Source organism: Aliivibrio sifiae (assembly GCF_002954705.1).
In the GTDB taxonomy this organism is placed as follows: domain Bacteria; phylum Pseudomonadota; class Gammaproteobacteria; order Enterobacterales; family Vibrionaceae; genus Aliivibrio; species Aliivibrio sifiae_A.
Genome location: NZ_MSCO01000001.1, coordinates 599,347 through 611,825, shown reverse-complemented (window position 1 = coordinate 611,825; position 12,479 = coordinate 599,347). Strand labels below are relative to the sequence as shown.

General features: G+C 40.5%; 13 protein-coding genes. 6 read left to right on the top strand and 7 right to left on the bottom strand.

The window, feature by feature from the left end; genetic code table 11:
* Positions 1 to 35 precede the first annotated feature (35 nt).
* The 4 genes from BTO22_RS02830 to BTO22_RS02815 all read right to left on the bottom strand — a co-directional run bounded on the left by BTO22_RS02830 (position 36) and on the right by BTO22_RS02815 (position 4,714).
* Entirely contained in the window at positions 36 to 1,634 is a 1,599-nt protein-coding gene (locus BTO22_RS02830; protein ID WP_105054189.1) for a BCCT family transporter, read from the bottom strand.
* Between the two features lie 98 nt (positions 1,635 to 1,732).
* Complete coding sequence (locus BTO22_RS02825; RefSeq protein ID WP_105054188.1) at positions 1,733 to 2,722, bottom strand: membrane dipeptidase; 990 nt, start codon at positions 2,720 to 2,722, stop codon at positions 1,733 to 1,735.
* A 56-nt stretch (positions 2,723 to 2,778) separates the two neighbouring features.
* Positions 2,779 to 4,242 carry an aldehyde dehydrogenase family protein gene (locus tag BTO22_RS02820; protein WP_105054187.1) on the bottom strand — a complete coding sequence of 488 codons (1,464 nt, stop codon included), beginning with the start codon at positions 4,240 to 4,242 and terminating at the stop codon, positions 2,779 to 2,781.
* 88 nt (positions 4,243 to 4,330) lie between these two features.
* Positions 4,331 to 4,714 (bottom strand): RidA family protein, encoded by a 384-nt coding sequence (locus tag BTO22_RS02815; protein ID WP_374954003.1) that lies wholly within the window; start codon positions 4,712 to 4,714, stop codon positions 4,331 to 4,333.
* A 169-nt stretch (positions 4,715 to 4,883) separates the two neighbouring features.
* Between BTO22_RS02815 and BTO22_RS02810 the strand changes: the two genes are divergently transcribed.
* Complete coding sequence (locus tag BTO22_RS02810; protein WP_105054186.1) at positions 4,884 to 5,768, top strand: LysR family transcriptional regulator; 885 nt, start codon at positions 4,884 to 4,886, stop codon at positions 5,766 to 5,768.
* Positions 5,769 to 5,834: 66 nt separating this feature from the next.
* Here BTO22_RS02810 and gmhB read toward each other — a convergent pair whose 3' ends face one another.
* Positions 5,835 to 6,386: a D-glycero-beta-D-manno-heptose 1,7-bisphosphate 7-phosphatase gene (gene gmhB, locus BTO22_RS02805; RefSeq protein WP_045101430.1), complete on the bottom strand. Its 552-nt coding sequence runs from the start codon at positions 6,384 to 6,386 to the stop codon at positions 5,835 to 5,837.
* A 257-nt stretch (positions 6,387 to 6,643) separates the two neighbouring features.
* Here gmhB and metN point away from each other — a divergent pair, with 257 nt between their 5' ends.
* The 3 genes from metN to BTO22_RS02790 are packed head-to-tail and all read left to right on the top strand — an operon-like array spanning position 6,644 to position 9,194.
* The gene (metN, locus tag BTO22_RS02800; RefSeq protein ID WP_105054185.1) at positions 6,644 to 7,678 is read left to right on the top strand and encodes a methionine ABC transporter ATP-binding protein MetN; all 1,035 of its coding nucleotides are present in this window, start codon (positions 6,644 to 6,646) and stop codon (positions 7,676 to 7,678) included.
* Complete coding sequence (locus tag BTO22_RS02795) at positions 7,668 to 8,345, top strand: methionine ABC transporter permease (RefSeq protein ID WP_061013629.1); 678 nt, start codon at positions 7,668 to 7,670, stop codon at positions 8,343 to 8,345. Before metN ends, BTO22_RS02795 begins: the two co-directional genes overlap by 11 nt.
* 39 nt (positions 8,346 to 8,384) lie before the next feature.
* A complete protein-coding gene (locus tag BTO22_RS02790) occupies positions 8,385 to 9,194 on the top strand; it encodes a MetQ/NlpA family lipoprotein (protein ID WP_105054184.1) in 810 nt (269 codons plus the stop codon).
* Between the two features lie 60 nt (positions 9,195 to 9,254).
* Here the strand turns inward: BTO22_RS02790 and ykgO are convergent, their stop codons facing one another.
* Both ykgO and BTO22_RS02780 read right to left on the bottom strand, forming a co-directional pair.
* Positions 9,255 to 9,392: a type B 50S ribosomal protein L36 gene (gene ykgO, locus BTO22_RS02785; protein ID WP_012549672.1), complete on the bottom strand. Its 138-nt coding sequence runs from the start codon at positions 9,390 to 9,392 to the stop codon at positions 9,255 to 9,257.
* Positions 9,392 to 9,649, bottom strand: coding sequence for a type B 50S ribosomal protein L31 (locus BTO22_RS02780; protein ID WP_045101426.1), 258 nt, complete (start codon positions 9,647 to 9,649; stop codon positions 9,392 to 9,394). Before BTO22_RS02780 ends, ykgO begins: the two co-directional genes overlap by 1 nt.
* A gap of 139 nt (positions 9,650 to 9,788) precedes the next feature.
* On the opposite strand from BTO22_RS02780, the gene tsaA reads away from it, so the two are divergent.
* Positions 9,789 to 10,487 carry a tRNA (N6-threonylcarbamoyladenosine(37)-N6)-methyltransferase TrmO gene (gene tsaA, locus BTO22_RS02775; RefSeq protein WP_105054183.1) on the top strand — a complete coding sequence of 233 codons (699 nt, stop codon included), beginning with the start codon at positions 9,789 to 9,791 and terminating at the stop codon, positions 10,485 to 10,487.
* Positions 10,488 to 10,634: 147 nt separating this feature from the next.
* The gene (locus tag BTO22_RS02770; RefSeq protein ID WP_061030492.1) at positions 10,635 to 12,350 is read left to right on the top strand and encodes a proline--tRNA ligase; all 1,716 of its coding nucleotides are present in this window, start codon (positions 10,635 to 10,637) and stop codon (positions 12,348 to 12,350) included.
* Positions 12,351 to 12,479: the final 129 nt, after the last annotated feature.

Sequence of the window (12,479 nt, the reverse complement as noted above, 5' to 3'; positions counted from 1 at the left end):
TGTTTCCACCACTCAATTCACGTTATTGATGTTGTTTATAGACCTTGCTCTTTGGCCATTTTCATTGCTATCTGTGGTGCGTTCCACAATGAAGGCAAGAGAACCAAAGAGACAGGAACCGCGGTGATAACAATGAAGGATTGCAACGCTGAAATACCACCAGACCCTAAGGAAATTAAAATCAATGCGGTTACCCCCATCATCACCCCCCAAAAAGTTCGGATAATGGCATTAGGTTCGGTCTCACCACTGATCACTACGCTAATGGTGTACGTCATTGAGTCACCCGTTGTTACAATGAAAATAGTGGTTAAGATAAGAAATAAGATAGATATCAGCATTGGCATTGGCAGCTGAGATGTCACTGCAAGCAGAGCGCCCGGTAAATTAAACCCTTCAAAAGCTGAACTAACACTACCCGGGTTAGTGATTTCAAATGCGAGTCCAGAACCACCAACAATGGTGAACCAAAAACACGTCACTAACGGTGCAACAATACAGATCATCGATACTAACTGACGAATACTTCGACCACGTGAGATACGCGCAATAAAGATAGCCATCATTGGTCCGTATCCTAGGAACCATCCCCAGAAAAAGACTGTCCACCAACTTAACCATTCTTCATCGCCACGATATGTCGCCATTGGTATGAAGTTATCAATCATGCTACCAACGCCTTGAATATAACTATTCACAATGAAGTCAGTTGGACCAAAAATAAGGATATAAAGCATAAGTGCAGCGGCTAAAATTACGTTATATCGACTTAACATTTGCATGCCGCGGTTCAAACCACTTAATGCTGATAAGGTATATAATGCAATCGCAAATAATATGATAATGAACTGTGTGGTAAACCCATCAGGAATATCAAACAACGCGTTTAACGCATAGCTCACTTGTAAACCTAAGAAGCCAATTGGACCTATAGTTCCCGCAGCAACAGCGACAATACAACATGCATCAATCAATGCCCCAGTGTGCCCCTTAAGTACACGCTCACCAAAAAGAGGATAAAGAAGAATTCTCGGTTTAAGAGGCAAGCCTTTATTATAATGAAGGTGCATAACAACAATGGAAGTTAAACCACCCACTATCGCCCAGGCTAAAAACCCCCAATGCATAAATGACTGTGACAGTGCATTTACGGCACCTTGCTGAGCGCTCTCTTGAATACCATATAATGGCGGTGCATTAACAAAGTGTGCTATTGGTTCAGCTGCGGCCCAAAATACCCCACCACCAGCAAGTAAAGTACAAAAGATAATAGCAACCCATCGAAAGCCATCCATTTCAGGTTTATCGATCCCCCCCAGTATTACTCGCCCGGTACGCCCTACTGCAAGCCCAAGAGCAATTAAAAATGTCAGTAATAAAAGTAACTGCCAGTAAGGACCAAATATTTTCACGGCCCACGAAAAGCCAGTATTTACAACGGTTGATAATAACTCTCCATCAACCAATGCAAGTAAAACAAATAGAGCGATAAAACCACCGCTATACCATAAAGCAGGGTTATCAAGCCCTAACTTTTCAGATGTTGATTCTTTACTTTGTAGTGTTGAGGTTTTAGTTTCCTTTTTTATCGTATTTTTGTTTGACTCTTTCACGCTATTGGCTAAATCAGACATACTCTGACTCCAGAAGTTGCTTTGCAGCTGCAAAGGTGTATTTACCACCTACCCTGTTATTTTTGTATTGAGTAGGCTGCTCCATGTATGGGTCCGCTTTACGAAATAGGCTCTAGTCCTTGTTGTAAAAAGTTAAACCAGTTTTCACCTAGTATTTTCCCCGCTTCAGATTCACTGAACCCGTGACGCATTAATCCATTGTAAATATTTTCCATCCCAGCACTTCCACAAAACCAAGGGAGCGCATCTGGCCACCCTGAATTACTCGCTGAACCTTCACCATAATTCATCGCTTTTGACCAACGACCATTACGCATCCACTCCAACACTTCTTGTGGTTGGTTTAGGCACAAATCACTACCAATACCTAAATGATCTATCCCCACCATATCGGCCGTTTTCGCGACCATTTGGCAAAAGTCATTTAATGAACACTGACTGCCGTTTGGTAGGTGAAATGGATACAAACTAAAACCAAGTAAGCCACCACGCTCTGCCAATGCTTTAATTACTGTGTCTGATTTATTACGTAATGCATCATGAGCAAAAGAAGGGTTGGCATGACTAATACAAATAGGACGTGACGATAAATCAATCGCTTCAAGGGTTGAGCGCTCTGCACTGTGAGACATATCAACGATCATCCCTACACGATTCATCTCTTCAATCACTTGCTGACCAAAACGAGTAATACCAGTATCATTTTTTTCATAACATCCCGTCGCGAGTAGGCTTTGGTTGTTATAGGTCAATTGCATGATCAACAACCCTTGCTGACGCATGACCTCAACTAAACCAATTTCATCTTCAATGGGAGAGCAATTTTGTGCGCCAAAGAAAATACCGACTTTGCCTTCCGCTTTTGCAGCTTCAATATCAACCATCGAATAAATAGGCATGATTAAATCTGCATTTTGCTCAAAGCGTAAGTTCCACTCTGCAAAACGACTCAAGGTTTCACGTGCGTTTTCGTGGTACACCATGGTGGCGTGAACCGCAGTAATCCCACTGGCTTTTAAGGTTTGAAAATATTCTCGATCCCAATTGCAATACTGCAATCCATCGATAACAATCCGTTGTTGATACATAAATCACTCCTTATTTCATTTCGGTTTCATCTAGTTGAGTAGATTTTCCATCCATTTTAATAAGGACGTTGGTAGGCCGTTTTCACAACCGTATAAAACTCTTTTGCGTACTGGCCTTGCTCACGAGGGCCAAAGCTTGATTCTTTACGCCCACCAAATGGCACATGATAGTCCGTACCCGCGGTAGGCAAATTCACCATCACACACCCAGTTTGAGCTTGTTGTTTAAACAATGAACTCGTGCGTAAACTTTGAGTAATAATGCCACCCGTTAAACCAAAGCGAGTATCGTTAGTCGTTGCAATTGCTTCTTCTAAATCAGACACTCGGATCACGCTTGCCATCGGAGCAAAGACTTCTTCTTGGTTTACTTCCCACTTATTATCGGTGTTAATAAATAGCGTTGGAGACATGTAATAACCATCATATTCAAGATTTAAACGCTCACCACCAAATGCCAATTCAGCACCACTTTGGCGTGCATTTTCTATCCAGCCAAAGTTTGCATCCAATTGATTACCATCAACCACTGGGCCCATGAAGATGCTATCTTCTAATGCGTGACCTACTTTTAATTCACTCATACGTTTAATTAGCGCTTCAACGTACGCATCATGAATACCGTCCATCACAACTAAACGAGATGACGCTGTACATTTTTGACCAGCACCAGAAAAAGATCCTGCAATGGTTGCTTCAACCGCAATTTGAATATCGGCATCATCGGCAATCACTAACGCATTTTTACTGCCCATTTCTAACTGACAACGCACAAAATTTGGTGCAGTTGCCGCTGCCACTTTACGTCCTGTATCTACAGAACCAGTAAAGCTCACACCATTAATTTCTTTTGAATTGATTAATGCATTGCCCACTTGAGAACCGTTGCCTAATACCAGATTAAACGTTCCTTCTGGTAAACCTTGACGATGAATAATCTCAGTAAGGGCCACGGCGCTTGCAGGGGTAAGATTGGCAGGTTTCCAAATAACACTATTGCCAAACGCGAGAGCTGGAGCTATCTTCCAAGCCGCGGTTGCCGTTGGGAAGTTCCAAGGAGAAATCACCGCAATCACACCGACGGCTTCACGCGTTACCTCAACAGAAACACCCGGTCTTACTGAATCGGCACTGTCCCCAATTTGGCGTAGTACTTCTGCTGCAAAGTACTGGAAGAATTGACCTGCACGATAAATCTCACCACGACCTTCCATAAAAGGTTTACCTTCTTCACTTGAAAGCAAACGTCCTAGTTCATCACAACGTGCAATTAGCTCATCACCAATCGCTTGCAGTACCGCTTGTTTGCGCTCTAGTGGTGTTTTTTCCCACTGTGGTTGCGCTTTTTTTGCGGCTGAAATTGCGTCTTGAACTTGGCTTTCACTTGCTTGAGCAAAATGGCCTAAATGCTGCGTAATATCTGATGGGTTAATATTGGCAATCGTACTGATACCAGATTGCCATTCACCACCGATGTATAATGATTTCTCTGCTTGAATATTTAGTGTTTGAACTGTCATGCTATCTTCCTTGTTCTAAGATTATTGCTTTTAAAAATAAGCAATAAAAAACGAATTCTTTAGTATTTAATAAGGTAAAGCGTTGGGCTTATTCTGATCCGACTGTGGCATAAACAACAAATTCAACGAGCATTTCTTCTCGAGCTAACCCTGCAACAATCATTGCTGCACGGTTTGGATAAGGTGCACTAAAGTACTCTGCGTACACTTTATTTACAGTGGCTAAGTACTCTCTATCAGTGACACAAATTAATACCTGCAAAACAGAATCTAAAGACTCACCAGCACACTCTAAGGTATGAACTAAGTTGTCTAGTGTTTGGCGTGCTTGTGCTTCAATGCCGCCGTCAACAACCGCACCAGATTGGTCAATTGGGATCTGAGCGGTATATAAAGTTCCGTTATTTACAATTGCCCACTCAAGTGGCGCTTTAGAGGCAAATAAGTCAGTTTTTATTGAATGCTTTTTCATTTTAGTCTTCACGCTCTCATTCGTCATGTAATAACAATGCTTCAATATGGTTAAATATTGCACATTGACAGATGATAAATCTAACGGTAAATTTTTTACATTCGATAAGAAAAACTTATCACCTTAGTGAGAGTTCGATAAATAAAGGGATGACAGTGAGGTTTAAGGTATGAGCATCAAGCTACAACAATTGAAACACTTTACTTTAGTCGTAGAGGAAGGAGGCTTCCGTGCGGCGTCAAATCGAGCCAATCGCTCTCAAGCTGCATTATCAACGTCGATTAAAGAGCTTGAACGCATTTTAGAACAGCCATTATTTGAAGCTGGAAATAAATCAAAACTCACCCCTTTTGGTGAAATTTGCTTTCCTAAAATCTCACAGTTTTTAGATGTGTATGATCGTTTAAAGAATGATTTACAGGCAGATGCCGCAGGACAACAAGGCCGCGTTCGGATTGCCAGTGTTCCCTCAGTGGCTGCAAAATTAATTCCGAGCGTACTTGGTGCATTCAGCGAGAAATACCCAAACGTAGAAGTCAGTTTGATAGATGATAATGCCGCAGGAGTAGAAGCGAGATTATTGTCTGGAGAGGTAGATCTCGCCTTAGGTAATTATTCACAATTAGAAGAAGAGGCTATTCATTTTACTCCTCTTATTAGCGATCCTATTGGTGTTGTTTGTTTAAAAGATAACCCTATAGCAAATAATCCAGAAGGGATCGAGTGGCAAACTTTACTCGAACAACCTTTTATAAGAAACGGAACATGTACTTTACTCAACTCAACACCGGCTCGTATTCTTAGCGAACAAGCTCTTTATTCTGTTGAAAATATAACCTCATTATTTTCTATATTAGAACTTGGTATAGGAATTACGACATTACCTAAATTGGCCTTTCCAACCAATGAAACACGGTTAGTCTGGATCCCTTTGATTGATCCACCACTAGAACGACAAATTGGCATATTTCAATTAACAGGTCGAACTATTTCCCCTCAGGCACAGCAATTTTATGCTCTCTGTATTCAATATTTAAATTATCAAAAAGAATAAGTAATAAAAAAGCCCACAAACCTAAGTCTGTGGGCTTTCTAAAATAATGTTCGTCAGCTGTATTACTTAAGCAAACAAAAATTTAGGTACATCAGCAATGCTATCAAGAACAGTGGTTGCTAACGCTTCCCCTTCTTCTGTTACTGGCTTACCTGTGCGAACAAGAATACGAGTACCAACACCTGCTGCTTGTGCAGCCATCATGTCTTCTTTCTTGTCACCAATCATCACTGAATTTTCCATGTCGATGTCTAAGAAAGTTTGAGCTGAAATAAACATACCTGGATTTGGTTTACGGCAATCACACACTTCTTTGTATTGTTCTACCGTTGCTTCTGGGTGGTGTGGGCAGTAATAGATACCATCAAAATCGATATCATTTTCAGCAAAGTTCCAATCCATCCACTCTGTTAGTGTTTCAAATTGCTCTTCTGTAAACATACCACGAGCAATGCCTGATTGGTTTGTTACCAATACCAGTAGGTAACCCATGTCTTTGCATTTTTTAACAGCATTAAATACACCATCAATGTATTCAAAGTCATCACGTTTATGAACATAGCCACGATCAACGTTAATCACGCCGTCTCTATCAAGGAATACTGCTGGTTTAGACAAGGTGAAACCCTCTATATAATCAAATCGGTTAATAAAAAATTATCTCACGCTTTTTGCTTCTTAGCATCTTATTTATACGTTTAGCCGTCTAGACGTAAAAATATCTATTGACTTAAATCAATATCCGAAATAGCATCAGTAGGATATCAAAAATGAGAGATTGCTCAGATTTTTTAACCTTTGTTATCTTTCTATTTACACTGGCTTTCTATTTACATTAGCTCCCTATTTTACAAAAATGCAGTTCAAGGCGAATCATGATTGAAATAAACCGCGTTAATAAGGTGTTTTATCAAGGTGCAAAGGAAATTAATGCCCTTAAAGATATTAACCTTCACATTGCCCAAGGCACCATCTTTGGTGTAATAGGCTCATCAGGTGCAGGGAAAAGCACACTGATACGCTGTGTAAACATGCTAGAGAAGCCAACTAATGGTGAAGTGATTGTTGATGGTGTTGATTTAACTAAGCTCTCTTCAAGCGAATTGAGTAAAGCTCGCCGCAATATTGGGATGATCTTCCAACACTTTAATCTTTTAGCTTCACGAACTGTATTTGATAACGTTGCTCTACCATTAGAGTTAGCGGGAAAATCAAAACAAGAGATTAATAAAAAAGTCACTGAATTATTAGATTTGGTTGGCTTAGAAGATAAACATAATACGTACCCAGCTAATTTAAGTGGTGGTCAAAAACAACGTGTTGCGATTGCTCGAGCTTTATCAACAGATCCAAAAGTACTGCTTTGTGATGAAGCAACCAGTGCACTTGATCCAGCAACTACAAAATCAATTTTAGAGCTGATTAAAGATCTAAACCGTAAATTAAACATCACGATCTTAATCATTACTCATGAAATGGAAGTCGTAAAAAGCATCTGTCATGAAGTGGCTATTATCGGTGGTGGTGAATTGGTTGAAAAAGGCATTGTGAGTGATATTTTTGCTCATCCTAAAACCAAACTGGCTCAAGAATTTATTCGTGCAACATTAGATTTATCTATTCCTGATGATTTCAAATCTCGTCTACAAGAAACTTATGTAGAAGGCAGCTACCCTCTCATTCGTTTGGAATTTACTGGTGCGAGTGTTGATGCCCCTGTTATTAGCCAAATATCTCGCGAGTTCGATATTGATATCAGTATCTTAAATGCAGATATTGATTATGCCGGCGGTGTGAAATTCGGCCTTATGTTAGCGGAGTTTTTCGGTAACCAAGAATCAACAGAGCAAGCAATTGCATTCTTACGCAATCATCACGTAAAAGTAGAGGTATTAGGTTATGTCATTTGATGTGATTTCTGCATGGCTTGATTTAAACAGCAAGCTGCTATTAAACGCAACAGGCGAAACCCTTTATATGGTCGCGGTTGCAGGTATTGTTGGCTTTGCTATTGGTATTCCATTGGGCGTTATTCTACATATCACTAAAAAAGGTGGTTTGATGGAAAATACTGCGTTTAACAGCGTACTTGGTGCGATTGTAAACGTGGGTCGTTCGGTGCCTTTCTTAGTATTAATGGTTGCTATTATTCCAGTAACAAAACTGATTGTTGGTAGCTTTATTGGTACTACAGCGGCAATCGTTCCGCTGACTATTGGTGCAATCCCATTTGTGGCTCGTCTGATTGAAGGCGCACTAATTGAAGTACCAAGTGGCTTAGTTGAAGCGGCGCAATCTATGGGTGCAACACCACTACAAATTATTACTAAAGTATTGCTTCCTGAAGCACTACCAACAATCTTAAATGCAGTAACAATCACTCTAGTAACTCTGGTTAGCTACTCTGCAATGGCAGGTACTGTGGGCGGTGGTGGTCTAGGTGATGTTGCTATTCGATATGGTTTCCACCGTTATGATTTAACTATCATGGCAGTGACTGTTGTAATGCTGATTGTTTTGGTGCAAATCATTCAATCTGTAGGTGATGCTTTAGTTAAAAAAGTTGATCACCGTTAATTAAAAAATTTAATGGAATTCATTTTTAAGGAGTAAATAATGAAATTGAACATAAAAACACTGGCAGCAGTTGCAGGCCTAGCATCAACATTAATTCTTACTGGTTGTGGCCAAGAAGAAGCAAACACCAATCTAATTAAAGTAGGTGTAATGGCGGGTGCTGAAGCGCAAGTTGCAGAAGTAGCTGCGAAAGTTGCAAAAGAGCAATACGGACTTGATGTTGAACTGGTGACATTTACCGATTACGTAACACCAAACGCGGCATTAGATGATGGTTCTATCGACCTAAATGCATTCCAACATAAACCATACCTTGATCAACAAGTGGCTGACCGTGGTTACAAAATTGAAGTTGCTGGTAATTCATTCGTTTACCCAATTGCTGGTTACTCTAAGCAAGTAACTTCAGTTGACCAAATTGAAGATGGTGCACGTATTGCAGTACCAAACGATCCAACTAACCTTGGCCGTTCTCTGCTTCTTCTTCAAGAACAAGGTCTAATCACATTACGTGATGGTTCTGGTCTTGCTGCTACGGTTCGTGATATTACAGCTAACCCTAAAAACATCACTATTGTTGAGTTAGATGCTGCACAGCTTCCTCGGTCTCTTGATGATGTGGCACTGTCTGTAATTAACACAACTTACGCAAGTAGCCTAAACCTTACACCTGAGAAAGATGGTATCTTTGTTGAAGATAAAGACTCTCCGTATGTAAACCTAATTGTTGGTCGTACTGATAACGTAAACACTGAAAACGTAAAAACGTTTGTTAAAGCGTACCAATCAGAAGAAGTTTACCAAGCCGCTCTAAAAACATTTAAAGGTGGCGTAGTTAAAGGTTGGTAATCCCTCTTTTAACTTAATAAAACCTAAAAAGGTTGGCAATGATGCCAACCTTTTTTTATCTTACTTTTTCTTCTTGCCTTGCACAGCTTTAAATCGAGGGTTTGTTTTACAAATAACAAAAACTCTCCCCTTTCGTTTTACGATTTGACAATCTTTATGTCTAGATTTAGCACTTTTCAATGAGCTTAATACTTTCATTATACTTTACCTTTTAATGCGCCAAATCGACGATTGAAGTTTGCAACTCGACCTTCGCTAGACACGACTCTCTGCTCTCCCGTATAAAACGGATGTGATTCAGAAGAGATATCCAATGTCATATAAGGGTATTCCTTACCATCTTCCCATGTCATTTTTCTATCTGTCTGTAATGTTGAACCAATAAGAAAATATTTATTCACACTCGTATCGTGAAAAATAACCTTTCTGTATTCTGGGTGAATGCCTTCTTTCATCTTTTTTCTCCATATCAAATTAACCGTTATGTTATAACATAACAGTTAATAATTGAGAACTATTATCATATAAAGTAAAAAAGTGACGACTCATTAGTTATGATAAAATTCATCCATATTCACCGTTGAGCTTACATAAATGACTTATCACCTCGATCCTGTTGGTTTTATTCAATCGCCTTATAAAGAAAAATTTTCGGTTCCTCGTCAACCTCGCTTAGCCCCTAGCGCGACATCTCGCCTAAAATTGGTGGGAGATGCAAATTCACCAGAAGCGGTTCGTGGAATTGAGCAATTCTCTCATCTATGGTTATTATTCTTATTTGACCAAAATCTCGATGCGGGATGGAGACCAACGGTTCGTCCACCACGTTTGGGTGGCAACGAGCGTATTGGTGTGTTTGCTTCGCGTGCGACCTTTCGTCCCAATGGTATTGGTATGTCTGCAGTTGAATTAAAAGGCGTTGTTCAAGAAGGTAATCAAACTTATTTAGAATTGGGGAGCGTTGATTTAGTGGATAACACACCGATTATCGACATCAAACCTTATATCCCTTATTCCGATTCTATCCCTGATGCTTTAGGTGGTTTTGCCGAAAAAGAACCCGATGTTCTTGATGTGTATTTATCGATAGAGGCCCAAAAATCACTTAGCTCACACCCAAAAAAAACACATATTGAAGCGGTGATAAAAGAAGTGCTTGGGCAAGATCCACGCCCTGCTTATAAAAAAGGGAAAGCAGATACTAAAGAATATGCGGTCAATTTGTTTGATTTGAACGTAAAATTCACCGTTGATAGCAATTCCATCACGGTAACTGCAATTGATCGCTTTTGAGATCGCTTTTAGGCTGATATCATAGAGGGCTTAATTTTGGATTTGAGCTAATTCTTTAAAGAGCATTCTCAAACTAAGATTAAACTCTCGATTTAACTGTTTAAATCGAGTTATTCCAATATTCATAACTAACAAATGGATGAAAACATGCGCACTAGCAAATACCTTCTTTCAACACTGAAGGAGACTCCAAACGACGCAGAAGTAGTTAGCCACCAGCTAATGCTACGTGCAGGTATGATCCGTCGTCTAGCTTCAGGTTTATATACTTGGCTACCGACTGGTCTACGTGTATTGCGTAAAGTCGAAAACATCGTTCGTCAAGAGATCGACAATGCAGGTGCAATCGAAACTTTGATGCCCGTAGTTCAACCGTTTGAGCTTTGGGAAGAGACTGGCCGTTCTGAAAAGATGGGTCCTGAACTTCTTCGCTTTACTGACCGTCATGTTCGTCCGTTTGTACTTAGTCCAACTGCTGAAGAAGTTATCACGAGCCTTGTTCGTAACGAAGTTAACTCTTACAAGCAGCTTCCACTAAACTTGTACCAAATCCAAACTAAATTCCGTGATGAACGTCGTCCACGCTTTGGCGTAATGCGTGCACGTGAATTCTGCATGATGGATGCGTACAGCTTTGATATCGATAAAGAAGGCCTACAAAAGTCTTACGATGCAATGCACGATGCTTACTGTAAAGCATTCGACCGTATGGGTCTTGAGTACCGTCCAGTATTGGCTGACTCAGGCGCTATCGGCGGCAGCGGTTCTCAAGAGTTCCACGTACTTGCAGAAAGCGGCGAAGATTTAATCGCATTCTCAACAGAATCTGATTACGCAGCAAACATCGAAAAAGCAGAAGCACTAGCACCGACAACTGAACGTGCCGCTCCTACTCAAGAGATGACAACGGTTGATACACCAAACGCAAAAACAATCGCTGAATTGGTTGATCAACACGGTATCGCGATTGAAAAAACAGTGAAAACATTGTTTGTTAAAGCATCTGATGAAGTTGACGCTGATATCATCGCACTTATCATCCGTGGTGATCACGAACTTAACGAAGTTAAAGCTGAAAACCTTCCACAAGTTTTATCTCCACTAGAGATGGCTGACGAAGCACAACTTCGTGACCTAATCGGCGCTGGTGCTGGTTCTCTTGGTCCTGTTGGCCTAGAACTGCCATTCATCGTTGACCGCTCTGTTGCGGTAATGAGTGACTTTGGTACAGGCGCAAACATCGATGGTAAACACTTCTTTGGTGTGAACTGGGATCGTGATGTACAGCTTGGTCAAGTTGAAGATCTACGTAACGTTGTAGAAGGCGACCTAAGCCCATGCGGTCAAGGTACTCTACAACTGAAACGCGGTATCGAAGTTGGTCACATCTTCCAATTAGGCACTGCCTACTCAGAAGCAATGAACTGTGGCGTACTTGATGCTAACGGTAAAAACTCTATCCTTGAGATGGGTTGTTACGGTATCGGTGTTTCACGAGTTGTTGCATCAGCTATCGAGCAAAATAATGACGAATACGGCATTGTATGGCCAGAAGCACTTGCACCATTTACGGTTGCTATCGTTCCTATGAACATGTACAAATCTGATCGCGTTAAAGAAGCTGCAGAAAAACTGTATGCAGAATTAACAGCAATGGGCATCGACGTTCTATTTGATGATCGTAAAGAACGCCCAGGTGTTATGTTCAAAGACATCGAGCTTATCGGTATTCCACATACCGTTGTTATTGGCGACCGTAGCATGGACGAAGGTAACTTTGAATATAAGAACCGTCGTGCAAACAGCAAAGAAGTGGTAGAAATTGCAAACATCGTTGAGCACATTAAAGCACAACTTAGCTAATTTCAGTCACCATTAATAAATAATAAGCCAAGTCACTGACTTGGCTTTTTTTATATCTATAAAAATATAATTTTCACTTATTTATTGCTTGCTAACTTTTCGACTACTGATAGAATCCGCCTTAACAAA

Bases quoted from the DNA above. Each gene is read 5' to 3' on its own strand.
- BTO22_RS02795 (WP_061013629.1), top strand. From the start codon at position 7,668: ATGTCATTTGATGTGATTTCTGCATGGCTTGATTTAAACAGCAAGCTG.
- BTO22_RS02830 (WP_105054189.1), bottom strand. From the start codon at position 1,634: ATGTCTGATTTAGCCAATAGCGTGAAAGAGTCAAACAAAAATACGATA.
- metN (WP_105054185.1), top strand. From the start codon at position 6,644: ATGATTGAAATAAACCGCGTTAATAAGGTGTTTTATCAAGGTGCAAAG.
- BTO22_RS02815 (WP_374954003.1), bottom strand. From the start codon at position 4,714: ATGAAAAAGCATTCAATAAAAACTGACTTATTTGCCTCTAAAGCGCCA.
- tsaA (WP_105054183.1), top strand. From the start codon at position 9,789: ATGACTTATCACCTCGATCCTGTTGGTTTTATTCAATCGCCTTATAAA.
- BTO22_RS02770 (WP_061030492.1), top strand. From the start codon at position 10,635: ATGCGCACTAGCAAATACCTTCTTTCAACACTGAAGGAGACTCCAAAC.
- BTO22_RS02780 (WP_045101426.1), bottom strand. From the start codon at position 9,649: ATGAAAGAAGGCATTCACCCAGAATACAGAAAGGTTATTTTTCACGAT.
- BTO22_RS02820 (WP_105054187.1), bottom strand. From the start codon at position 4,242: ATGACAGTTCAAACACTAAATATTCAAGCAGAGAAATCATTATACATC.
- ykgO (WP_012549672.1), bottom strand. From the start codon at position 9,392: ATGAAAGTATTAAGCTCATTGAAAAGTGCTAAATCTAGACATAAAGAT.
- BTO22_RS02825 (WP_105054188.1), bottom strand. From the start codon at position 2,722: ATGTATCAACAACGGATTGTTATCGATGGATTGCAGTATTGCAATTGG.
- BTO22_RS02790 (WP_105054184.1), top strand. From the start codon at position 8,385: ATGAAATTGAACATAAAAACACTGGCAGCAGTTGCAGGCCTAGCATCA.
- BTO22_RS02810 (WP_105054186.1), top strand. From the start codon at position 4,884: ATGAGCATCAAGCTACAACAATTGAAACACTTTACTTTAGTCGTAGAG.